General features: G+C 71.5%; 23 protein-coding genes. 9 read left to right on the top strand and 14 right to left on the bottom strand.

Annotated elements, in window-relative coordinates:
- Positions 1–107: 107 nt before the first annotated feature.
- From ACFVGY_RS19535 to ACFVGY_RS19515, 5 genes are all read right to left on the bottom strand, one after another.
- Positions 108–812, bottom strand: coding sequence for a hypothetical protein (locus tag ACFVGY_RS19535; protein WP_385678745.1), 705 nt, complete (start codon positions 810–812; stop codon positions 108–110).
- Positions 796–2,196, bottom strand: a complete 1,401-nt coding sequence (locus ACFVGY_RS19530) for an AI-2E family transporter (RefSeq protein WP_385678742.1) — start codon at positions 2,194–2,196, stop codon at positions 796–798. The genes ACFVGY_RS19535 and ACFVGY_RS19530 overlap by 17 nt, the downstream gene beginning before the upstream one ends.
- Before the next feature lie 118 nt (positions 2,197–2,314).
- Positions 2,315–3,013, bottom strand: a complete 699-nt coding sequence (locus ACFVGY_RS19525) for a transglycosylase SLT domain-containing protein (protein ID WP_385678739.1) — start codon at positions 3,011–3,013, stop codon at positions 2,315–2,317.
- 413 nt (positions 3,014–3,426) lie between these two features.
- Positions 3,427–4,743 carry a PhoH family protein gene (locus tag ACFVGY_RS19520; protein WP_385678736.1) on the bottom strand — a complete coding sequence of 439 codons (1,317 nt, stop codon included), beginning with the start codon at positions 4,741–4,743 and terminating at the stop codon, positions 3,427–3,429.
- Between the two features lie 338 nt (positions 4,744–5,081).
- Positions 5,082–5,843: an isoprenyl transferase gene (locus ACFVGY_RS19515; protein ID WP_385678733.1), complete on the bottom strand. Its 762-nt coding sequence runs from the start codon at positions 5,841–5,843 to the stop codon at positions 5,082–5,084.
- A gap of 128 nt (positions 5,844–5,971) precedes the next feature.
- Here ACFVGY_RS19515 and mgrA point away from each other — a divergent pair, with 128 nt between their 5' ends.
- Complete coding sequence (gene mgrA, locus ACFVGY_RS19510) at positions 5,972–7,009, top strand: L-glyceraldehyde 3-phosphate reductase (RefSeq protein WP_385678731.1); 1,038 nt, start codon at positions 5,972–5,974, stop codon at positions 7,007–7,009.
- Between the two features lie 142 nt (positions 7,010–7,151).
- On the opposite strand, the gene ACFVGY_RS19505 is transcribed toward mgrA, so the two are convergent.
- Positions 7,152–7,973: a prepilin peptidase gene (locus ACFVGY_RS19505; RefSeq protein WP_385678728.1), complete on the bottom strand. Its 822-nt coding sequence runs from the start codon at positions 7,971–7,973 to the stop codon at positions 7,152–7,154.
- 139 nt (positions 7,974–8,112) lie between these two features.
- On the opposite strand from ACFVGY_RS19505, the gene ACFVGY_RS19500 reads away from it, so the two are divergent.
- The 3 genes from ACFVGY_RS19500 (at position 8,113) to ACFVGY_RS19490 (ending at position 10,774) form a co-directional block, all read left to right on the top strand.
- Positions 8,113–8,571, top strand: a complete 459-nt coding sequence (locus ACFVGY_RS19500) for a DUF192 domain-containing protein (protein ID WP_385678725.1) — start codon at positions 8,113–8,115, stop codon at positions 8,569–8,571.
- Between the two features lie 35 nt (positions 8,572–8,606).
- Positions 8,607–9,224 (top strand): SMI1/KNR4 family protein, encoded by a 618-nt coding sequence (locus ACFVGY_RS19495; protein WP_385678722.1) that lies wholly within the window; start codon positions 8,607–8,609, stop codon positions 9,222–9,224.
- A 272-nt stretch (positions 9,225–9,496) separates the two neighbouring features.
- A complete protein-coding gene (locus ACFVGY_RS19490; protein WP_385678719.1) occupies positions 9,497–10,774 on the top strand; it encodes an ABC transporter substrate-binding protein in 1,278 nt (425 codons plus the stop codon).
- A gap of 198 nt (positions 10,775–10,972) precedes the next feature.
- Here ACFVGY_RS19490 and ACFVGY_RS19485 read toward each other — a convergent pair whose 3' ends face one another.
- Positions 10,973–11,614, bottom strand: coding sequence for a hypothetical protein (locus ACFVGY_RS19485; RefSeq protein WP_385678716.1), 642 nt, complete (start codon positions 11,612–11,614; stop codon positions 10,973–10,975).
- A gap of 139 nt (positions 11,615–11,753) precedes the next feature.
- Here ACFVGY_RS19485 and ACFVGY_RS19480 point away from each other — a divergent pair, with 139 nt between their 5' ends.
- The gene (locus ACFVGY_RS19480) at positions 11,754–12,890 is read left to right on the top strand and encodes a serine hydrolase domain-containing protein (protein WP_385678713.1); all 1,137 of its coding nucleotides are present in this window, start codon (positions 11,754–11,756) and stop codon (positions 12,888–12,890) included.
- Positions 12,891–13,030: 140 nt separating this feature from the next.
- Here ACFVGY_RS19480 and ACFVGY_RS19475 read toward each other — a convergent pair whose 3' ends face one another.
- From ACFVGY_RS19475 to ACFVGY_RS19460, 4 genes are all read right to left on the bottom strand, one after another.
- The gene (locus ACFVGY_RS19475; RefSeq protein ID WP_385678710.1) at positions 13,031–13,315 is read right to left on the bottom strand and encodes a hypothetical protein; all 285 of its coding nucleotides are present in this window, start codon (positions 13,313–13,315) and stop codon (positions 13,031–13,033) included.
- 145 nt (positions 13,316–13,460) lie between these two features.
- Positions 13,461–13,787, bottom strand: coding sequence for a nuclear transport factor 2 family protein (locus ACFVGY_RS19470; protein WP_385678708.1), 327 nt, complete (start codon positions 13,785–13,787; stop codon positions 13,461–13,463).
- A 114-nt stretch (positions 13,788–13,901) separates the two neighbouring features.
- On the bottom strand, positions 13,902–14,834 hold the full coding sequence (locus tag ACFVGY_RS19465) for a polysaccharide deacetylase family protein (RefSeq protein WP_385678705.1): 933 nt from the start codon (positions 14,832–14,834) through the stop codon (positions 13,902–13,904).
- Positions 14,835–15,091: 257 nt separating this feature from the next.
- On the bottom strand, positions 15,092–16,678 hold the full coding sequence (locus tag ACFVGY_RS19460) for an MDR family MFS transporter (RefSeq protein WP_385678702.1): 1,587 nt from the start codon (positions 16,676–16,678) through the stop codon (positions 15,092–15,094).
- 150 nt (positions 16,679–16,828) lie between these two features.
- On the opposite strand from ACFVGY_RS19460, the gene ACFVGY_RS19455 reads away from it, so the two are divergent.
- Entirely contained in the window at positions 16,829–17,413 is a 585-nt protein-coding gene (locus ACFVGY_RS19455; protein ID WP_385435097.1) for a TetR/AcrR family transcriptional regulator, read from the top strand.
- Here ACFVGY_RS19455 and ACFVGY_RS19450 read toward each other — a convergent pair.
- The 3 genes from ACFVGY_RS19450 to ACFVGY_RS19440 form a co-directional block, all read right to left on the bottom strand.
- The gene (locus ACFVGY_RS19450) at positions 17,388–18,398 is read right to left on the bottom strand and encodes a RimK family alpha-L-glutamate ligase (RefSeq protein WP_385678699.1); all 1,011 of its coding nucleotides are present in this window, start codon (positions 18,396–18,398) and stop codon (positions 17,388–17,390) included. The genes ACFVGY_RS19455 and ACFVGY_RS19450 overlap by 26 nt on opposite strands.
- A complete protein-coding gene (locus ACFVGY_RS19445) occupies positions 18,395–18,646 on the bottom strand; it encodes a hypothetical protein (protein WP_385678697.1) in 252 nt (83 codons plus the stop codon). Before ACFVGY_RS19445 ends, ACFVGY_RS19450 begins: the two co-directional genes overlap by 4 nt.
- A gap of 173 nt (positions 18,647–18,819) precedes the next feature.
- Positions 18,820–19,341, bottom strand: coding sequence for an ATP-binding protein (locus tag ACFVGY_RS19440; RefSeq protein ID WP_385678694.1), 522 nt, complete (start codon positions 19,339–19,341; stop codon positions 18,820–18,822).
- 261 nt (positions 19,342–19,602) lie between these two features.
- Here ACFVGY_RS19440 and ACFVGY_RS19435 point away from each other — a divergent pair, with 261 nt between their 5' ends.
- From ACFVGY_RS19435 to ACFVGY_RS19425, 3 genes are all read left to right on the top strand, one after another.
- Positions 19,603–20,454, top strand: a complete 852-nt coding sequence (locus tag ACFVGY_RS19435) for a helix-turn-helix domain-containing protein (RefSeq protein WP_385678691.1) — start codon at positions 19,603–19,605, stop codon at positions 20,452–20,454.
- Positions 20,455–20,462: 8 nt separating this feature from the next.
- Complete coding sequence (locus ACFVGY_RS19430; protein WP_385678688.1) at positions 20,463–20,660, top strand: hypothetical protein; 198 nt, start codon at positions 20,463–20,465, stop codon at positions 20,658–20,660.
- Between the two features lie 133 nt (positions 20,661–20,793).
- Positions 20,794–21,606, top strand: coding sequence for a phytanoyl-CoA dioxygenase family protein (locus ACFVGY_RS19425; RefSeq protein ID WP_385678685.1), 813 nt, complete (start codon positions 20,794–20,796; stop codon positions 21,604–21,606).
- Positions 21,607–21,738 lie beyond the last annotated feature (132 nt).

Raw genomic sequence — 21,738 nt, 5'->3', positions numbered from 1 at the left:
GGGGCGGGGGCGCCGCGGGCGGCCGGGGCCGGCCCGCTCAAGCCCCCCCCCGGCCGCCGGGGCGCCGGGCGCCCGGCCGCGGCCGCCCCGCCCCTGTCTTTCCGTCCCTACTTCCCCAGCCGGGCCATCAGGATCCGCATGTCCTCGATCATCGCCGCCTTGACGGCGTCCTCGTCGGGCTGCGGACCCTCGGCGCCCGCCTCGTCGATGTCCCCGAGCCACCCGACGGACAGCGTGAACACCGCCCCGCCGTCGAGCACCTGGAGCCTCGGGCCGGAGGTGTACGGGGACTTGCTGCTCATCAGGGCCCGCTCGCCCAGCCCCGCCACCTGCTCCACCTCGCCGGTGTTCGACAGCACCTCCCGGAAGACGCCGGGGGCGACCCCGAACTCCGCCGCCGGATCGGTCTCCTTGTGCAGCTCGACCATGATCTGCATCTGGTACGAGGTGCCCTTCTCCTCCCACTCCGTGAAGTACTCGCAGTGGGACCAGTCCAGGGCCGGGCTCTCCCGGTGGGCCCGGTGGTTCGACATCACGGGCGCGGTGGTCTTCACGAGCGTGTCGAGCCGGGTCTCCTTGCACAGGTCCTCGGTGTGCCGGTACGCGACGCGCGGCGCCCCGAAGGAACGGTCCTGCAGCACCGGTAAGGCCGCCCACACCGCCGAGGCCAGCACGGCCCCGCCCAGCGCCCACACCCAGGGCGCACGCGCCCTGCGCACGGCGGCGTCCGCATCGTCCTGCCCGGCCGGCGCGGCCGGCACGGCGGGCCGGTCGTCGTCCCAGTCGTCCTCCAGCTCAGGCTCGCTGATCATTCCCGGCCTCCCGCGCGGCGCATTCCAACGCGGTCGCCCCGTGCGGGCCGGGGCCGATCGGCGCGGCCCCGTGCAGGAGCTGGTCGCGCGAGTAGGCCTTCAGGTAGCCGACCACGGTGTTGGTGACGGCGACGAGCGGAACGGCGACCACCGCCCCGCCGATGCCCGCGACCATGCCGCCCGCGGCCACCACCAGCACCACCGCGAGCGGGTGCACCCGCACCGCCCGGCCGAGGATGAACGGCTGGAGCACGTGCCCCTCGATCTGCTGCACCGCCAGCACCACGGCCAGCACCAGCAGGGCGGTGACCGGCCCCTGCGTCACCAGGGCGACGACCACGGCGAGGGCACCCGAGACCACCGCGCCGACCAGCGGGATGAAGGCGAACAGGAAGATGAACACGGCCAGTGGCACCGCCATCGGCACGTTGAGGAAGTAGATGCCCAGGCCGATGAAGATGGCGTCGATGAGCGCGACGAGGACGGTGCCGCGCACGTACGCCGTCAGGGTCCGCCAGGCGCGCGGGCCGGCGCCGGCCACGCCCGGCCGGGCACCGGCCGGGACCAGGCCCAACGCCCAGCTCCAGATGCGCGCGCCGTCGTAGAGCAGGAACAACGTCGAGAACATCGCGAGCAGCATCCCGGTGAGCACCTCGACGAGGACGGTCACGCCCTGGAGGCCCGCGGAGGTGATCTGCTCGGTGTTGGTGCCGATGGTCTCGCTGAGGTTCTTCGCGATGTCGTTGATCTGCTTCTCGGTCACGTGGAACGGACTGGCCAGTGCCCAGAGTTTGAGCTCGTTGATGCCGTCGCGGACCCGGGCGGAGAGGTCGTCGAGGTTCTCCATGACCTGCCAGACCACGAACCAGCCGACCAGGCCGATGACCACGAAGCCGAGGACGGCGGTGACGGCGGTGGCGAGACCGCGCGGCAGCCCGAGCCGGCGCAGCCGGACCACGAAGGGCTGGAGCAGCGCGGTGACCAGCATGGCCGCGGCGAACGCGAGGACGACCAGCCGGACTTCACTGATCACCTTCATCAGGACCCAGAGCATCCCCGCGAGCAGCAGCAGCCGCCAGCTGGCCTCGGCGGCGACCCGCATGCCCCAGGGGATCACGGCCGCCGGGTCGGGACGCCCCGGCAGCACGGGATGTGCGGGCGGGGCCGGGTCGGCCGGGCGCGCCGGGCGGTCCGGGTGTTCGGCGGAGGTGCCGGGCGCCGGGCTCGGCGGTCCGGCGGCCGCGGTCCGGGCGGGGCCCTCGCCCTCGGTCCCGCCCTCGGTCCCGGCCTCGGCCTCGACCACGGCGCGCCGGGCGGCCAGTCGGGCATCCATCCGACTCAGCCTGTTTCCGAGCCGGCCGAGCCAGCCTGCCCTGATCCCCATCTCGTTCCCTTCCCCCCACCTGCGGACGCACTTCGACAGACCGTACACGCGGGAAGCCCCGCACCGTCGAAACGGTGCGGGGCTTTCCTGAGTCGAGCGGCTGCGGCTCGGGCCGGGTCTAGTACCAGCCGTTGGCCTGGTGGAAGCTCCAGGCGCCGCAGGGGCTGCCGTAGCGTTCGTTCATGTACTTCAGGCCCCACTCGATCTGGGTGGCCGGGTTGGTGCGCCAGTCGGCACCGACCGAGGACATCTTCGAGCCGGGGAGCGCCTGGACCAGGCCGTAGGCGCCCGAAGACGGGTTCACGGCCTTGTAGTTCCAGGTGGATTCCTGGTTGACGATGTTGGAGAAGCACTGGAACTGGCCGCCCGGGACGATCTGCCGGGCGATGTCCTTGACCTGCGCGACCGTGTAGGAGCTCTGGGGCGTGAAGTCGTCGGCGCTGCGCGTGGCGGAGCGGCTGGCGATCTCTTCCTTCGCCTCGCGCTCCTTCTTCGCCTTCTCGTCCGCGGCCTTCTGGGCTTCGGCCTTCTTGGCCTTGGCGTCCTCGGCGGCCTGGAGGCGGGCGGCCTCCTCGGCCGACCGGCGGGCCTCGGTGTCGGCGCCCTGCGCGATGGTGTCGGCCTGCTGCGCCAGGGAGCCGCTCTGGACCTCGGCCTGCTCGCCGACCGGGATGTCGGCCAGGAGGGTGGCCCCGGACGCGGTGGTCTCCAGGTCGTTCGCGGAGGGGTCGCCTGCGGCGACGCCCACGACTGCGCCCACGGTGGTGACCGCGGTGGCCGACGCCACTGCGAACCCCCGGACCGAGATCCGGCTCACACGATGTCCTTCCAGCAGCGTCCGCGATGACCGGGCGGGCGCAAGAGTGCCCCTGACGCTGGCCTCCGTGGAACTTCGGTCACGGGAGGCGCGGACCCGTGGGCAACTCCCCTGCGGGGGTTGCCGCGTGATGCTCGGGCGGCATACGGCGAACGGTTGTGGAGTTGTGGTGGTGCACGCATCTCATGGGAGATACAGCTGTGCCGTATGCGGGGCCTGACGGAAAACAGACTCTGCCGGACCCCGACACCGCAAGGCAATTCCACGTTGCGTGGGAAAGGTCACACCTGGCATGTCGCGACTTGTTTCACCGAAGGGCTGTGCAGCATGACGCCACCCGGCTAGGCTCCTGGGCCTTTGCCGGGCGGCGTCAACCAACTGTCCCGCTATGGGGTTTTCGCCCCCGTACGCTCCTACAGGTTCTCCAGCATCTCCGTCACCAGGGCCGCGATCGGCGAGCGCTCGGAGCGGGTCAGCGTGACGTGGGCGAAGAGCGGATGCCCCTTCAGTTTCTCGACAACGGCGACCACTCCGTCGTACCGGCCGACCCGGAGGTTGTCGCGCTGGGCGACGTCGTGGGTCAGGACCACCCGCGAATTCGCCCCGATCCGGGACAGAACGGTCAGCAGGACATTGCGCTCCAGGGACTGCGCCTCGTCCACGATGACGAACGCGTCGTGCAGCGAGCGGCCGCGGATGTGGGTGAGCGGCAGGACCTCCAGCATCCCCCGGTTCAGCACCTCCTCGATGACCTCCCGCCCGGCCACCGCCGAGAGGGTGTCGAAGACCGCCTGCGCCCAGGGGCTCATCTTCTCGGACTGGTCCCCGGGCAGGTAGCCCAGCTCCTGTCCGCCCACCGCGTACAGCGGCCGGAAGACCATCACCTTCTGGTGCTGCCGCCGCTCCAGTACGGCCTCCAGGCCCGCGCACAGCGCCAGCGCCGACTTGCCGGTGCCGGCCCGGCCGCCCATCGAGATGATGCCGACCTCGGGGTCGAGCAGCAGGTCGAGGGCGACGCGCTGCTCGGCGCTGCGGCCGTGCAGCCCGAAGGCCTCGCGGTCGCCCCGCACGAGCCGCACGTTGCCGTCGGCGGTGACCCGGCCCAGGGCCTTGCCGCGTTCGGACTGGAGGATCAGTCCCGTGTGCACGGGCAGTTCGGCGGCCTCCGGGACGTAGAGCCGCTCCTCGGAGTAGAGGAGGTCGATCTGGTCCGCGGAGAGGGCGAGCTCGCTCATGCCGGTCCAACCGGCACCGGTGATCGCGAGCTCGGCGCGGTACTCCTCGGCGAGCAGCCCCACGGAGGAGGCTTTGATGCGCAGCGGGAGATCCTTCGAGACGACCGTGACGTCGTAGCCCTCGGCCTGGAGGTTGCGGGCGACAGCCAGGATCCGCGAGTCGTTGTCCCCCAGCCGGAAGCCCGCTGGCAGGACGCCGGGGTCGGAGTGGTTGAGTTCGACACGCAGGCTGCCGCCGAGTTCCCCGATCGGGATGGGGGCGTCGAGCCGACCGTTGCGGACCCGGTAGTCGTCCAGCAGGCGCAGGGCCTGGCGGGCGAAGTAGCCGAGTTCGGGATGGTGGCGCTTGGCCTCCAGCTCCGTGATCACCACGATCGGGAGCACGACCTCGTGCTCGTCGAAGCGGGTGATGGCGTTGGGGTCTGCCAGCAGGACGCTGGTGTCGAGGACGTAGGTCCGCCTGTCGGGCAGGCGGCGCTTAGTGCTGGTCACCACGGAAGGACGTACCCCCTCGTAAGAGGTCGGGCCTTGAAGACCGGACCGGTCATCGGCACCCCTGCGAGAGCCGAATTCCGGCCCTCCCGTTTCGTCCGTGCGAACCGCACGTGCGTCCTGGTGCAAAGGGCCTCCCGGGCGGACGGCCCCGTGCCGTCCGCTGAGACTCGACACCCGTGGATCGGGCATCGACCTGGAAGGGATATTCCCCGAACAGCCTCGGCCATGCCTTGGCATATGACGGACGCTCGGTGAACCCCAGGTGAAAGGCTTGCGGTGGTGACCGGAGGGGCGGGAGAGGGAGGAGGGGGTCGAGGGGGCGTCAGACGCCCCCGCCCTCAGGTCCCGTAGCGGCGGTGGCGGGCCGCGTAGTCGCGCAGTGCGCGCAGGAAGTCGACCTTGCGGAAGGCCGGCCAGAACACCTCGCAGAAGTAGTACTCGGAGTGCGCGCTCTGCCACAGCATGAACCCGGACAGGCGCTGCTCGCCGCTGGTGCGGATGACGAGGTCCGGGTCGGGCTGGCCGCGCGTGTAGAGGTGTTCGGCGATGTGGTCGATGTCGAGGATCTCGGCGAGCTCCTCGATGGAGGTGCCCTTGGCGGCGTGCTCCAGGAGCAGCGAGCGGACGGCGTCGGTGATCTCCTGTCGGCCGCCGTAGCCCACGGCGACGTTGACGAGTATCCCCTTGACGTCGTGCGTGGCCTGCTCGGCCTCCTTGAGCACGTTCTGGGTCCGCGCGGGCAGGATGTCGAGGTTGCCGACGTGGTGGACGCGCCAGCGGCCGTCCTCGGCGAGGCCCCGGACGGTGTTCTCGATGATGTTGAGCAGGGGGCGGAGCTCGTCCTCCGGCCGGTCCAGGTTGTCCGTGGACAGCATCCACAGGGTGACGACCTCGACGTCCGTCTCGGTGCACCAGCCCAGCATCTCGGAAATCTTGTCGGCCCCGGCCTGGTGGCCCTGTTCGGTGGTGCCTCCGGACGCCTTCGCCCAGCGCCGGTTGCCGTCCAGGATCACACCGATGTGCTTGGGCGACGCGGCGTGGTCGAGGCGGCCTTCCACCCGGCGTGCGTACAGCCTGTACACCAGGTCGCGCAGCTTCACGATCTTCGAGCCCCTCCGTGCAGTGCCCCCGTGCGAAATGCGGTCCGTCCCCCGGTCCGCCACATTACTGCGCAGGGGGATCCGGTACCCAACTCGGCCTGTCACAAGTCCGTGATAGAGAGGACAACGTGACTGATAACAATCCCTATCGGGCAGAGCCCGCGCGGTACGACTCCATGGAGTACCGCCGCAGCGGCCTCAGCGGCCTCAAGCTTCCCGCGATCTCCCTCGGCCTCTGGCACAACTTCGGCGACGACAAGTCTCTGGAGTCCCAGCGGGCGATCCTGCGCCGGGCCTTCGACCTCGGCGTGACCCACTTCGACCTGGCGAACAACTACGGCCCGCCGCCCGGCTCGGCCGAGCTGAACTTCGGCAAGATCTTCGCCGAGGACTTCGCCGCGTACCGCGACGAGCTGATCGTCTCCACCAAGGCCGGCTATCTGATGCACCCCGGCCCGTACGGCGAGTGGGGCAGCCGGAAGTACCTGCTCAGCTCCCTCGACGCCTCGCTGAAGCGGATGGGCCTCGACTACGTCGACATCTTCTACTCGCACCGCTTCGACCCGCAGACCCCGCTGGAGGAGACCATGGGCGCCCTGGCGTCCGCGGTCCAGCAGGGCAAGGCGCTCTACGTCGGCATCTCCTCCTACACCGCGGAGCAGACGGCGGAGGCGGCGCGGATCCTGCGCGGCATGGGCGTGCGGCCACTGATCCACCAGCCCTCGTACTCCATGATCAACCGCTGGACGGAGGAGGACCGCCTGCTGGACACCCTGGAGGAGGCCGGCATGGGCTGCATCTCCTTCGCGCCGCTGGCCCAGGGCCTGCTGACCGGGAAGTACCTCGGGGGCATCCCGGAGGGCTCGCGCGCCGCGCAGGGCAAGTCCCTCGACCCGGGCCTGCTCTCGCCGGAGGTGCAGCGCCGCCTGGAGGGCCTGAACGAGATCGCGGCCCGGCGCGGGCAGTCGTTGGCGCAGCTGGCGCTGACCTGGGTGCTGCGGGACGAGCGGATGACCTCGGCCCTGATCGGCGCGTCGAGCGTCCGGCAGCTGGAGGAGAACGTGGCCGCGCTCACGGGTTCGCCCCTGACGGAGGAGGAGTTGAAGGAGATCGACTCCTTCGCGGTCTCCACCCCGGGCACCAACCTCTGGGCCCAGCGCGGCTGACCTGCGGTTTTGTCGAGGGGGGCGCGCAGATCCGGCAGAAAAGAAAACGGGCCGGTCCGTGGGGGGGATACGGACCGGCCCGAGGGGGGGGGTTCCACCATAACCCTTCGTAAAGCGTGATGTGTGCATCCACGCCGAATGATTACGCTCCGAAACCACCCAGGAGCAGACCGGTGAGGGCGCCGGCCGCCATGAAGGGGCCGAAGGGGAAGGACTGCTTCCGCCCATTGGGGCTGCGCAGGACCAGTCCGAGGCCGTAGAGGGCCCCGTAGAGGAAGCCGAGGAAGGCCCCGAAGAGCCATACCCCCCACCCGTACCACCCAAGGGCGACCCCCAGGGCGATCGCCAGCTTGACGTCCCCGAATCCCATCCCGGCGGGGTTGATCAGGAACAGCAGGAGGTACGCGGCGCCCAGCGCGGCCCCGCCGAGGAGCGCGAGTCGCCAGGAGCCGGCGGCGCCGGGCACGAGGGCGGCGGCGCCCAGGGCGGCGGCCGCAGCGGCGGCGAGGGGCAGGGTGAGCACGTCCGGCAGGCGGTGAACGGCGAGGTCGACGAGCGCGAGCAGGACGAGTACGGGTGCCAGCCCGGCGAAGACGGCCACCTCGGGCCGCGGGCCGGCGGCGCACGCCAGGGCGGCGCAGACGACACCGGTGAGCGCCGCGACCCGGCCGCTCCGGACCCCGTAGCGGTGGCCGGAGATGCCTCGAGCTCCGGGGCCGGGGGTGCCGGAGCCGGAGTCGGGACCGGGAGCGCCGGGATCGGGGGTGTCGGGATCGGGGGTGTCGGGATCGGGGGTGTCGGGGCAGCGGGCGGGGCCGCACCAGCCGTGCAGCGGGTGCCCCTGGGGGCAGTGGCCGCGCCAGGGGGCGTCCGGCTCGACGGAGAGCCGGTAGGCGGCGCGCGGCAGCAGCAGCCCGGCGGCGACGCCGTACCCGGCGGCAAGGATGATCACGACCACGGCCATCCGCCGAAGGTAGGCGGCGGCGCCCGGTCCGGCATGGGCCCGTGGACCCAACCCCGGCCGACGGTCGGGCCGTCCGCGGATGGCCGGGAAGCGTCGTCGGCACGGCCCCGGTCCGGCTGGGCGCCCTAAGGTGGCGGGCATGGGGCGGGGGCGGCGGTGGACGGACGGCGAGGGCGTCCTGCGGGTGGACGGCGCGAGCGGCGCGGACGGCGCAAGCGGTTCGGGCGGTTCAGACGGTTCGGGCGGTTCGGACGGTGTGCCGGTGCCGCTGGAGATCGCGGCCTCGTACCGGGCCCGTACCCGCGGCCTGCTCGGCCGGGACGGGATCGCCGGCGCCCTGCTGCTGACCCCGGCCGGGAGCGTGCACACCTTCGGGATGCGGTTCGCCATCGACGTGGCGTACCTGGACCGGGACCTGCGCGTGATCGCCGTGGTCACCATGGCCCCGGGCCGGCTGGGGCTGCCGCGGCTGCGGTCCCGGCACGTCCTGGAGGCGGAGGCGGGGGCGATGGCGGCCTGGGGGCTCCGGGTCGGCTCGCGGGTGTCGGTGGCCGGGCCGTCTCATCCCACGCTGGGCGGTGGGCCTGCCCGGCGGTAGGTTGGGGCGGTTGAGCCGGGGTGGCAGGGGAGCGGATGACGGAGAACGGGCGGGTCAGGGCGCTGGAGCAGATCATGCCCGCGACCCACGGCGCCGATGAGGACATCGACTGGCAGCGGGCCGAGGCCGTCTGGGGCACCCGGTTCCCGTCCGACTTCGTGGCCTTCATGGGCCGTTTCGGGGCGGGCACCATCAACGGCGAGGCCAGCGTCCTGCTGCCGCTGCCCAAGCCCGGACTCCAGTGGGATCCGGCCGAGATGGCCGAGGAGACCGCCAACGCCCGGCAGCGGTGGGAGGAGGAGGGCGGCCGGGCCGCCCTCGACGTGGAGCCCGAGTCGATCATCGCCTGGGGTGTCACGGGCGGCTCCGACATCCTGTGCTGGCTGGCCACCGACCCCGATCCGGACCGCTGGCCGGTCCTGGTCATCGGCCGGCACACGGCCGACGCCTTCGCCGTGTACCCGTACGGGATGGCCGATTTCCTGCTGCGGCTGTGCTCCGACGAGTTCGACGTGAGCCCCGTCGGCCTCACCTTCTGGGACGGCGGGCGGCTCAGCTTCGTGCAGTGGCGCAAGGCCCAGCGCCGCTGGCAGGAGGGCCGCAACCCCTGGACGGGGGACCCGGACCCGTACGCCGGCGAGTTCGCCGACTGACCTGATCGGGCCCCTCGGCCCGTTTCCCGGAGCGCATCCGACGGAAACGGGCCTTTCGGCATGTCTACGCGCGTCGCATTTCTCGGCCCCATATCGGAAAACACCATTCGGAAAAGCCGCGCTTGGAGCATTGGACACAAACCCCGCCCCCGTGGATCGAATCGCCCGCCGACAGGGGAGAATTCCGGCCAGCGGGCCGCGGACGGACACCCCTGGCCCGGAGCGATGAACAGGCACTGACGGGAACACAAGAAATTCAGGGGAATAGACCCGTGCAACGAAGAACCTTCCGCACGGCCGCGGTGGCGGTCGTGCTCGGCCTGCTGGTCCCGCTGTCCGGCTGCGGTTCCGACAGCGGCGCCGGCGACGACGGCACCCTGCGCCTGGTTGCCGCCGAATACGGCACCAACCAGGCCACCAGTTCCAAGGCCTTCTGGGACAAGGTCACCAAGGAATTCACCGCCGCCAACCCCGACATCAAGGTCGAGGTGCAGCTCCTGCCCTGGGCCGACATCGACCGCGAGGTCTCCCGCATGGCGAAGGCCGGAAACGCCCCGGACATGGCGCTCATGGGCTCGTATTCGGATTTCGCAGCCAAGGGCCAGCTGTATTCCGCCGAGGAGCTCCTGTCGATCAGCGCCGAGGCGAACTTCCTCCCGCCGCTCGCCGAGGCCGGATCGGTCGGCAACACCCTCTACGGCCTGCCGTGGGTGGCGAGCAGCCGGCTCCTCTTCTACAACGAGGGCCTGTTCAAGCAGGCCGGCCTCGCCGCCCCGAAGAACTGGTCGGACCTGAAGTCCGCCGCCAAGGCGCTCAAGGACAAGGGCGTGAAGACCCCGTACGCCATGCCGCTGGGCCCGGAGGAGGCGCACGCCGAGGCGATGATCTGGGAGCTGAGCAACGGCGGCGGGTACGCGGACAGCGCCGGCAACTACAACCTGGCCTCGGACCAGAACATCCAGGCGTTCCGCTGGATCAAGGACAACCTGGTCGCTCCCGGGCTGACCGGTCCGGTGCCGCCGTCGCAGCTCAACCGGGCCGACGCGTTCGCCGCCTTCCTGCGCGGCGAGGTCGGCATGCTCAACGGCTACCCGTCGCTCTGGCACGAGGCCCGGGCCAAGGGGATCGGCGTGGGCACCGTGGCCATGCCGGTATCGGACACGATGGGTGCCGGGGAGACCCCGCCGGCCGTGGGCGTCGCCGACTGGATGATGGCGTTCAAGCAGCACGGCAAGCGGAAGCAGATCGGGACGTTCCTGGACTACGTCTACCAGGACACGAACCTGGCCGACTTCGCGGGCCGCTACCACCTGCTGCCCTCGACCGTCTCGGCCTCCCGCAACCCGGCCGGCGGCCTGGACAAGAACGACGAGCTGTTCCTGACCGCCCTGCGCGGTGCACAGCTCTACCCGGTGAACGCCCCCTCGTGGGTGGAGGTCAGCGACACGATCAAGCGCAACATCGGCCGCGCCGTCGAGCCGAGCGGGGACCCCGAGGCCGTCCTGGAGGAGATCGCCGCGAAGGCGAACCAGGCCGCCAAGCGGCGCTGAGCGGCAGCGTCACCCCCTGCGGTCGCGCCGTCCTCCGTCCGGGGGAACCCTGACCGAAAAACGATCTCTGCCTCTGCCGCATGCCACCCCGTGCGCCAGAATGGCTGCCGCGGCCCTCGATCCGGGACCGCCGGCCAGCCGCCCGCGGCGCACCCACAAGGTGCACGGGACGGCCGGCCCTCCCCCACCTCTGCCCCGCTAGCCCCTGCCGCCCCCGCTCGCGCCCCCCTTGCCGGCCGAGAAGGCCGTCCGGTGGTTCTCGCAGCTCGCGTTCCAGGGCATCGAGCCGGTGAGCGTCCCGTAGCCGGTGCGGGTGACCGACCATTCGACCGTGTAGTCCCCCGTGTCGCAGGCGATCCGCTTGTTGCCGGGGACCTTGGCGCGCCCCTGCGCCGGCTGGTCCGCCAGCTCCTTGCGCACCTCCAGCACCTTGCCGTGCCGCGGCGAGCGCAGGACGGCGTGGACGACGATCGGGTGCCGGTCGTCCTTCGTCGTCACGGCCTTCTTCACCAGCATCGAGTCCGACACCGCCCAGCCGAAGTCGAAGTCGGGCTGCCACGCCAGGGTCTTCGGGTCGCCGGTCCGGCGCGGGTAGTCGGGGGCGTCGGGGTGCCCGGGGCGGGACACCGACTTGTACCGGATGCCGGGGTAGAAGCGCAGGTGCGCCTCCACCTTGTGCATGTCGTCGTCGGTCCACATCGACTTCATCGTCTTGTCGCCGCCGCCCGGGTCCTGAAGGTAGGTGCCTTCCGCGGCGGTCGCGGCGGCCTGGCCGAGGGTGGGGGTGAGGGCGGCCGCGGCGGCGGCGAGGGCGAGAGCGGCGGTGCGGGTGCGCTTCATGCCCGGTCCAACGGGGGCCGCGGCGGGCTGGAACGTGGCATGGCCTGCTTTCACCCGTACGGGGCCCGCCCAGGAATATCTCATGATCGTCTTCCGTTTCCGGTGCCGACCAACTGCACACGATGGCGAGGGAGTCGGAATGGGTACGCAGGTGCACGGGACCGTGGCGGCGGGCTGGGAGCCGGTGCGGGAGGAGTTCGCCGCCTTCGCCGCCGCCGCGGAGCACTCCCCCGAGGCGCAGCTGGCGGTCCACCACGGCGGCCGCCGCGTGGTCGACCTGTGGGCCGGCGAGGACACCGGCCCCGAGACCCTGACCGGTGTGTACTCGATCAGCAAGGGTGCGGCGCACCTGGTGGTGGCGCTGCTGGTGCAGGACGGGCTGCTGGACCTGGAGCGCCCGGTGTCGGCGTACTGGCCGGAGTTCACCGGGCACGGCAAGGAGCGGCTGACGGTACGGCAGCTGGTCGCGCACCAGTCGGGCCTGATCAACACCGAGGAGGGCTTCGACTACGACGAGATCGCCGACGACGCGCTGATCGCGGCCCGGTTGGCGGGCGCACGGCCGTACTGGGAGCCCGGGACCGCGTACGGCTACCACGCCTTCGTCATCGGCGCGCTGACCGGCGAGCTGGTGCGGCGAGTAACAGAGCAGTCCCTGCAGGAGGTGTACGAGGAGCGGATCCGCGCCCCGTACGGGCTGGACCTGTACCTGGGGCTGCCGCGGGCGCTGGAGGGCCGCTGGAAGCCGGTGCTGGAGATGCTCGCGCCGCCCGGGCCGCCGGCGGGCCCGGCCGAGGGCGCGCCGGCGGTGCCGGAGCTGCTGCCGGTGGCGTTCAACGCGCACCGGGAGCCACCGATGGACCTGGTGGTGTTCGCCAACCACCCGAGGGTGCGGGAGCTGGGCCCCGCCTCGGCGGGCGGCGTCGGCACGGCGCGCGGCGTGGCGGGCATGTACGCGGCGGCGATCGGCGCGGCGGACGGCCGCCCGGCGCTGCTGGAGCCGGGAACGGCGGCCGAGTGGGCGCGGCTGCACACCCCGGGCGACGACCGGGTCACCCCGGAGTCGGACCACTTCGGGCTGGGCTTCGAGCAGCAGCCGGCGGTCGGCCCGCGGGCGTTCGGGCACTGCGGGGCGTCGGGCGGCCTGGGCTGGGCGGACCCGTCGACGGGGATCGCGTACGGGTACGTGCGCCGCCGGTTCGCCTTCCCGGGCGGCCCGGCCCCGGAGAACAAGCGCCTGACGGCGGCGGTCCTGAAGGCGGCCCGGGCCCGGTAACTGACGCGCCCCCTTCTCGGTGGATCCGCGCACTGCCCGGGTGACGGGGCCGCAGCTTCCTTCTCGGCCGAAGGTCCGGGCGGTGGCCCGCCCGCCGGGGTCCGGGTCCAGGGCTATCGCGGCACCGGCGCCGAGAAGGGTCACGGGGCGTCCCTGTCGGGCACGGCGAGGACCTTCTCCGCCGCGATCCGCCGCAGGTTGCCGAGCACGTCGAGAGAGGCGAACTCCTCGTCGCTGACGTCGACGCCGATCACCTCACGCGCATGCGCGCGCGCCGCGTCGACCTGCTCGGCCCGCTGCGCGGCGGTGGGCTGCGCGGCCGCCAGCGCGGCGACCAGCTGCCCGATGCTCAGCCCGCGCTCCTCGGCGAGCTCGGCGAGGTGGTCGCGCGTCTGCTTCGTGACCTGGACGGTCGTACGGGCCATGGGGCGACCATAGTGCTCCTATGGTCGCGGGGCTGGCCTCGATCGCGGGCCAGCCGTGGCGGGGCCGGGGCCGGTTCCGGGGGCGGGGCCGGTTCCGGGGGCGGGGCCGGTTCCGGGGGCGGGGCCGGTTCCGGGGCCGGCGTGGTCAGGCCTGGCCGGTTTCGAAGCGGCTGATGCGGCCGCCGTCGGTGACGGTGAACTTCCAGGCGGTCCGCATCTCGCCCCAGGTGTCGTTGCGGTAGTTGACGACGAGGCCCCGGCCGCCCTGCGTCTCGGTGACGACGTCCATGTGGCCGGCGGAGGAGAAGATCTCCTTGTCGGCCCAGACCCGCAGGTCGCGGTCGGAGCCGTCGTCGGACATGGTCGCGTCGGGCATGAGGAGTTCGTAGAAGGCCTCCTCGTCGTGGGCGTTGACGGCGTTGACGAAGGCTCTGACGGCCGGGTCGGACAGTTTGTTCGGGGCGATGGTCACGGGGGCTCCTGGTCGGTTCCTCGGCGCGGGGGCGCTGGTGCGCCCGTACGCTCAGGGAACACCCGGCGGGGCGGGTTGCCGCCGACCCTCACCCGTTCGCCGCCGGACGGCGTGTCAGGGCGTGTCGGGGGCGGTGCGCACCGGGAAGCCGGTGGGGCGGCCCTGTTCGTCCAGCCAGGCCAGTACGCGGTCGAGGGCTTCGACGGTCTGCCGGCGGTCGCCCCCGCCGTCGTGGAACAGGATCGTGGGGCCGTTGCCGATCCCCCGCTTGACGGCGTCGACGATGGCGGCGGCCCCGGGCTTCTGGAAGTCCTTCGTGTCGACGTTCCAGCCGAGGGGGCGCATGCCGTTGGCGGCGGCTATGCGCCGGCTGTCCGGGGTGAACGCACCGCCGGGGGCGCGGTAGTACTCGACCTTGGCGCCGCCGCCCGCCGCCTCCTCGATCAGCTTCTTCGCGTCCAGGATCTGCTTCTCCTGGTACTCGACGGGCTTCTTGTCCATGGCGGTGTCGTGGTCCATGGAGTGGTCGCAGAGCCGGTGGCCGCCCGCGACGACCTTCTTGACCAGGTCGGGGTGGGCCTTGGCGCGCGGTCCGACCATGCAGAAGGTCGCCTTCACGTCGTACTTCTTCAGCACGTCGAGGATCTTCGGGGTCCAGTTGGGGTCCGGTCCGTCGTCGATGGTGATGTTCACGGCGTTCCCGCCGCTCTCGGAGGAGTGGGCTATGGACTCGGGCATCTGCGGGCCGCTGCCCTTGGCGTCGTCCTGCGCGCCGCCGTTCGCGCCGTTCGGGGTGCTGCCGCCGGCGGCCGGGCCGCCGTTCGGGCTGCCGTTCGGGCTGCCCTGGGCGCCGCCGTTCGCGCCGTTGCCGGTGCTGCCGCCGGTGGTCGCGTCGCCGTCCCGCGAGAGGTTCTGCTGGGCTGTGCCGTTGTCCGGCTCGACGAGGGTCGCCACTCCCCATATCGTCGCCGCCACCGCAACGGCCGAAGCCGCGACGGCGATCCGGGAACGCGTACCCAGCCTGCGCATGTGTGCCGTGAAGTCCATGAACCGGCCACTCCCCTCTCCACGTGTGCCGCACTCTGAGGTTCATGACGTGCGCGCCGGGGATCGGGTTCCCACCAATTGCCCCACTGGCACCGGTTGATGACCTTGGTCCTCGATCCGCCGAAATAAAGTCCTGAACCGGGACGAAACCGGCAGCGGCCGGCCCCTGGACGGCATGCGGAAGGCCCCCGCCCCCGCCGGGGTGCGCCCGGGGCCGGGGCCTGCGCGAGAAGGGGGACGGGCCCGTTGAGGGTCCGTCAGTGGGCGACCGGCTCCGCCGCCGCCGGCTTCCCGGCACCGTTCGCGCCGGCCTCGGCCGGGGCCGGACCCGCGCCCCGCAGCGGGACCTCCTTGACGAACCAGGCCGCCAGGAAGCCCAGTACGGCCACGAACGCGCCGAGGAGGAACGCGGAGTGCGTACCGGCGGCGACCGCGTGCTGGTACGCCTCGCGCACCGCCTCCGGCAGCTTGGCCAGGCTCGCCGCGTCGAGCTGCGCGGATCCGACGGAGTCGGCGGCCTGCGGGCCGAGGCGCTCGACCATGGCGTCGGCGACCCGGCTGGTGAACAGGGAGCCCATCAGGGCCACGCCGAACGAGCCGCCGAGCGTGCGGAAGAGGGTGGCCGAGGAGGACGCGACGCCCATGTCCTTCATGTCGACGCTGTTCTGCGCGACCAGCATGGTGATCTGCATCAGGAAGCCGAGTCCGGCGCCGAGCACGGCCATGTACACCCCGGAGACGAGGCGGCTGGTGCCGGTGTCCATCGTCGCCAGCAGGTACATGCCCACGACCATGAGCGCGCCGCCGATGATCGGGAACATCTTGTACTTGCCGCTGCTGGTGGTGATCCGGCCCGCGACCAGCGAGACGGCCATCATCGACAGCAGCATCGGGAGCAGCAGCAGGCCGGAGTTGGTGGCGGAGGCGCCCTGGACCGCCTGCTGGAACAGCGGGAGGTAGAGCACGCCGCCGAACATCGCGAAGCCGACGAGGAAGCCGATCACCGACATGAGGGTGAAGTTGCGGCTGCGGAAGATGTGCAGCGGCATGACCGGTTCGGCGGCCTTGGTCTCGGCGAAGAGGAAGGCGCCGACGGAGACGACGCCCAGCAGGATCAGGCCGAGGATCTCGGTGGAGCCCCAGGCGTACTCGGTGCCGCCCCAGGTGGTGACGAGCACGGTGGAGGTGATGGCCACCGTCAGCAGCGCCGCGCCCAGGTAGTCGATCTTGCCCTGGGCCTTCTTCTTGGGCAGGTGCAGCACGGCGGTGACCATCGCGAGGGCGACGGCGCCGAGCGGCAGGTTGATGTAGAAGGACCAGCGCCAGCCCATGTGGTCGGTGATGGTGCCGCCGACCAGCGGGCCGCCGATCATGGCGAGGGCCATCACGCCGGCCATCATGCCCTGGTACTTGCCGCGGTCACGGGGCGGGATCAGGTCACCGATGATCGCCATGACGCCGACCATCAGACCGCCGGCGCCGAGGCCCTGGACGGCGCGGAAGCCGATCAGCTGGCCCATGTCCTGGGCCATGCCGCTCAGCGCGGAGCCGATCAGGAAGATGACGATGGAGGTGAGGAAGGAGCCCTTGCGCCCGTACATGTCGCCGAGCTTGCCCCAGATGGGGGTGGAGGCCGCGGTGGCCAGGGTGTAGGCCGTGACCACCCAGGACAGGTGCTCCAGGCCGCCGAGTTCGCCGACGATCGTCGGCATCGCGGTGCCGATGATCATGTTGTCGAGCATCGCCAGCAGCATCGCGATCATCAGCGCCATCAGGACGACCCGTACGCTGCGCGGCTTCACCTCCCCCGAGGCCCCGCCCGTCTTGCTGACGCTGTCGACCATGCTTCCGCTCCCCGTTGACACATCACTCGGCGCCGGGCGACGACTTCTTCAGCACCCTCGCGGCACTTACTTGACGCCCGGCTAGTTCACTACACTGGGGACGGTAGACCCGTCACTAGCCGGGCGTCAAGTAAGTTCATGGGGAGATGCATGTCCAGCAGCAGTCCGCAGGGGAGACGTGGCAACACGCGCCAGCGCATCCAGGACGTCGCACTGGAGCTCTTCGCCGAGCAGGGGTACGAGAAGACGTCGCTGCGCGAGATCGCGGAGCGCCTGGAGGTCACGAAGGCGGCGCTGTACTACCACTTCAAGACCAAGGAAGACATCATCATCAGCGTCTTCGAGGACGTGACCCGCCCCATCGACGAGCTGATCACCTGGGCCCAGGAGCAGCCGCGGCCGTGCACCCTGGAGACCAAGCGGGAGGTGCTGCGCCGCTACAGCGAGGCCATGGCGGCGGGCGCGCAGCTGTACCGCTTCATGCAGGAGAACCAGGCGACGATGCGGGAGCTCAGCATCGGCGAGACGGTCAAGCGGCGGCTGTTCATCCTGGTCGAGCTGCTGCGCAACGACGACGGCCCGCTCACGGACCAGGTCCGCTGCGTCAGCGCCCTCTTCACGCTGCACGCGGGCATGATGTTCCTCCAGCACGTGGAGGGCGACCCGGAGGAGACCCGCGTGGCCGCGCTGGAGGTCGCCATCGACCTCATCACCCAGGCCCACCACGGCTCCTGACCGGCGGTGGGCCGCCGGTCGCGGCCGTGGCCGCGGTGACCAGGTAGTCGGCGAAGTGCTCGGTCAGCGGCTCGCCGGTGAGCGGTTCCAGGAACAGGAACTGCCCCTGCGGGTTGACCTCCAGCCACACGGGTTCGCCGCCGGGCGTGAGCTTGAGGTCGATCACGCCCATGCGCAGCCCGAGCCGGTCGAGCACCGTGCGGACGCGTCGGGCCAGGTCCCGGGGGACCGGCCAGCGCGAGATCGGGACGTTCAGGTCGGGGCGCCAGTCCAACTCCTCCGTCTCGATCAACGCCGCGAACATGCGGTCGCCGAAGCAGTTGAGCCGGACGTGGTGCCGGCCCGGAACGTATTCCTGATAGGTCGCGGGGCACACCGCGAAGGATTCCGCCGGCAGCGCCTGCGGGTCCTCGATCCACCGGGTGTACAAGGACGGGCCGCGCGCGCCCACGACGGGCTTGACGACGACCCGCCCGACTTCGCGGGTGAACTCGACCACCTCGTCGCGGGATTGCGTGACCAGGGTCCGCGGCACCCGGAAGCCGGCCTGGCGGGCCACCCACAGCTGGTAGACCTTGTCCGACGCCCGGTCGGTCGCCTCCGGCGGCGAGATCCACTCGCCGCGGAACGAGGCTGCCAGGATGCCCGCCAGCGCTCCGCGGCAGTCGTTGTTGACCAGGCTGACCTGCTGCGCCCCGAAACCCGGGTCGGGTGCCGGGGCGGACATGGTGAGCTGCTGGTCCGCCCGCGCGCGGCGCCACCACAGCAGCTCCGCCTGCGCCGGGGACACGGTCCGGCCCTCCGAGGTCGGCACCGCGGCCGAGGCGCCGGAACCGTCCGGCTCCCCGGGGAGCCGCCAGGCCAGGCCCGGTCTGCCGCTCACCGCGTCGCACTCCACGATGTGGAACTCCTGGCCGCGTGCGCGCACGGCGTGCTGCACCGCGATGGCGTGCAGGTCGTCGCGGAACGACAGGGCCAGGATCATGCCATGTCACACATGTCGGAGCAGCAGTGAGGCCCGCACCCGGTCTCGCAGGCGTGGCCCGCGATGGTGTCGGCGGAAAGCTCCAGGCCGGTGGTGGTCCGCACGGCCTGCTCCCAGGCGCGCAGTTCCTCCGGTGTCTTCAGCGGTATGAATCCGGTCGCCTGGGTGCTGAACACCACCGGCGGGGCGGTGGCGGTGAAGTCGTCCCGCTTCTGGTCCAGGGGCTCGCCAAGCGTGAAGCCGTTCATGATCACGGCCTCCCTCGATCGTTTCTCTCCCCCGCGTTCGGAATTTCCCCCCTCCCCGTCCCCCTCTTCCCACTGAACCACCGCCGCACCAGGGACGCATCCGGTCAACAGGCCTACCAGGTTGGGCTTTCAACCGCCTCGCCCCGGATGGGGCAGGGGCGGCCGGCCACTCCCTATCCGGGCAGGTACCCCAGGGCGCCGGCGCGGGGCAGCGTCACCCAGGTCCGCGTCCCGCCGCCCGGCTCCCGGGAGTCCCCGAACCCCCACTCCCCGCCGCACTCCCGTACGACCGCCCGCAGCAGCCGGAGCGCCGCCCGCCGCCGGGCCTCGCAGTGGGCGGCGATCCGGGGGTGGCCGTGGGCCTGGTGGCCGTCGTACGCGGCGAGCCGCAGGGTGTCGTCGCGGTAGCGGGCGGACAGGTACACGTGACCACCGGGATCCAGCCGCCAGGCCGCGGCCAGCAACTCCCCGGTCACCTGCACGGCGGCGGGCACGAGCCGGTCCAGCCCGTGGGCGTGCAGGGCCGCCTCCACCGCGGACCGCGCGATCTGCGCGCTCCAGGCCTCCCCCGGCACGCTCAGGCTGCACGCCAGCATGTCGGGCAACGGCCCCCGGCGGGCCGGGGCATCGGCGCGGGCGGTCGGACAGGCGGCGAAGCTGTCCACGGACGGGTACGCGAAGGACGGCACGGACATCTCGAACTCCTCAAGCACTACACGGCGGTTGGCACTGGCGTGGCTGCGGTGAGGTCGACGCGCACGGATGGCTACGCAATACGGGGCGCTGTGGCTTCGTCCCCGAAGCAGGACATGGCGCGGCTCGGGGATGCACTTCAACTGCCTTGCGTGAGCGGTGCGATACGGACTGTAGCCGCCCGGGTGGCCTATTCGCCACCGGATCCCGGTGATGGGCCCACCTTGTGGTGAGGGAGTGGGCACGCACGGCAGACTGCACGCATGCCACCCAGGACCACACCCACGGAACGGCAGAAGCGCTTGGGCGCCGAGGTGCGGAGGATGCGACTCGCGGCGGGCGTGTCCGCCGAGTCCGCGGCCGGGCTGCTCGGCATTGACCGCTCGAAGGTCTCCGCGATCGAGCAAGGGATCCGCACCATCAGCGAGGAGCGGCTGCGGTCGCTGGCCTGCCATTGCGACTGTGCGGACACGGCGTACATCGACGCCCTCGTCTCCCTGGCTCAGCCCGGCAAGCGCGGCTGGTGGGAGCGCTACCGGGGCTCCCTGCCCGCCGCGGTGCTGGACATCGCCGAGCTGGAGCAGCACGCGCGGCGCATGCGGTGTGGGCACTCGGTCCACATCCCCGGCCTGCTCCAGACCAGCGACCACGCCCTCGCCATTTTCAGATTCGCCGTCCCCACCCTTCCGGAACAAGCAGTGGCATTGCGCCTCGCACACCGGCTGGAGCGGCAGCAGGTCCTGGACCGCGAGTCGGCGCCCGAGTACGTTGCCGTCGTCCACGAGGCAGCGCTCCGCATGGAGTTCGGCGGCCCCAACGTTGCCCGGGCGCAGTTGAAGCACCTGCTGCACGTGTCGGAACGGGACAACGTGACACTGCGCGTCCAGCCGTTCAAGGCCGGCGGTTTCCCCGGAGCGGGACAAACGGTCAACTACCTGGAGGGGCCGGTCCCCCAGCTCGACACCGTGCAGATCGACAGCACACACGGACCGGACTTCCTGCACACTGAGGCTCAACTAGCGAAATATCGCGTCCAGTTGGACTGGATGGAACGACTCAGCCTGACACCGGCGGCGTCACGGGACTTCATCCGCAGCCTCACCCACGAGCTTTGAGGGGAACGATGGCCGACATCACTTGGGAAGACGCCTTCTGCGCGGAAGGCAGCGCCTGTTACCGGATCGGGGTGGACGGGGACGGCAACAGCTACATCGCGGTCGCCGGGCAGGAGGCCGCGTACCTCACCGACAGCGCGGAGGCCCTGCGGCAGCTGATCCGGGACATCAAGGCCGGCAAGGCCGACCACCTCCTCGGCGACTGAGGGCTGCCCGGCCGATCACCCGGCGGCGACGGACCCACCCAGCCCGGTGAACCACACGCCCGTCCTCTCACCCGACAAAGGCGGTGCGGGGAATGTCGGGTGCTCGGGGCCGGTGTCGCCGCACGCTGGGGGCATGGATGACACGACCTTGGTATCCCGTTTCCTCCGCGACGGCTTCGTGAAGTTGGAGGGCGCCGTCGCGCCGCGCGTGGCAGCGGACTGCGCGCGGCTGCTGTGGCGAGAGACGGGCTGCGCCCCGGACGACCCTTCGACCTGGACGCAGCCCGTGCACTGGGTGGGCGGCATGGCCCAGGGCCCGTTCGCGGCCGCACCCAACTCCCCGTCCCTGCATCACGCGTACGACCTGCTCGTCGGCGCGGGACGCTGGGAGCCGCGCTACTCGCTGGGCACGTTCCCGCTGCGCTTCCCGCACGAGGAGGAGCCGGACGACGCGGGCTGGCACGTCGAGGGGAGCTACCTGCCGGAGGGCGAGAGCTGGTACTTCACGAATCTGCGCTCCCGGGGCCGGGCGCTGCTGATGCTGTTCCTGTTCAGCGAGGTCGGGGAGGAGGACGCCCCGACCCGGATCCGGGTCGGTTCACACCTCGACGTACCGAAGGTGCTGGAGAAGTACGGGGAGGACGGGGCGAGCGGGCTGACCCTCGCCCCCGATCTGGTGGCGGCGTCCGACCACCGGCCAGTCGCCCTCGCCACCGGGTCCCCGGGCGACGTGTTCCTGTGCCATCCGTTCCTGGTGCACGCGGCGCAACCGCACCACGGGGTGCGGCCGCGCTTCATGGCCCAGCCGCCGCTGATGCCGGCCGCGCCGTACGAACTGGAGCGGGCCGACGACGCGTACTCACCCGTGGAGATTGCGATCCGTCGGGGCCTGGGACAGGACGTCTCCGGTCCGGACGGGGACGGCACCGACCGCAGCGCCGGGTAGAGGTGGCCGTGCTCCACGACCCAACGCGGGCAAGGTGGCCCCTGCTAACGTTGGCGCCCCTGATCCGCACCCGCCCCTCGCTCGCCGGGGACGGCGCAAGATCTCCGCTGTCGCGCGTTGGAGGATCTTGCC

Source organism: Streptomyces sp. NPDC127106, from assembly GCF_042677605.1.
Lineage (GTDB): Bacteria > Actinomycetota > Actinomycetes > Streptomycetales > Streptomycetaceae > Streptomyces.
This window is presented reverse-complemented; position numbering and strand designations above follow the sequence as displayed.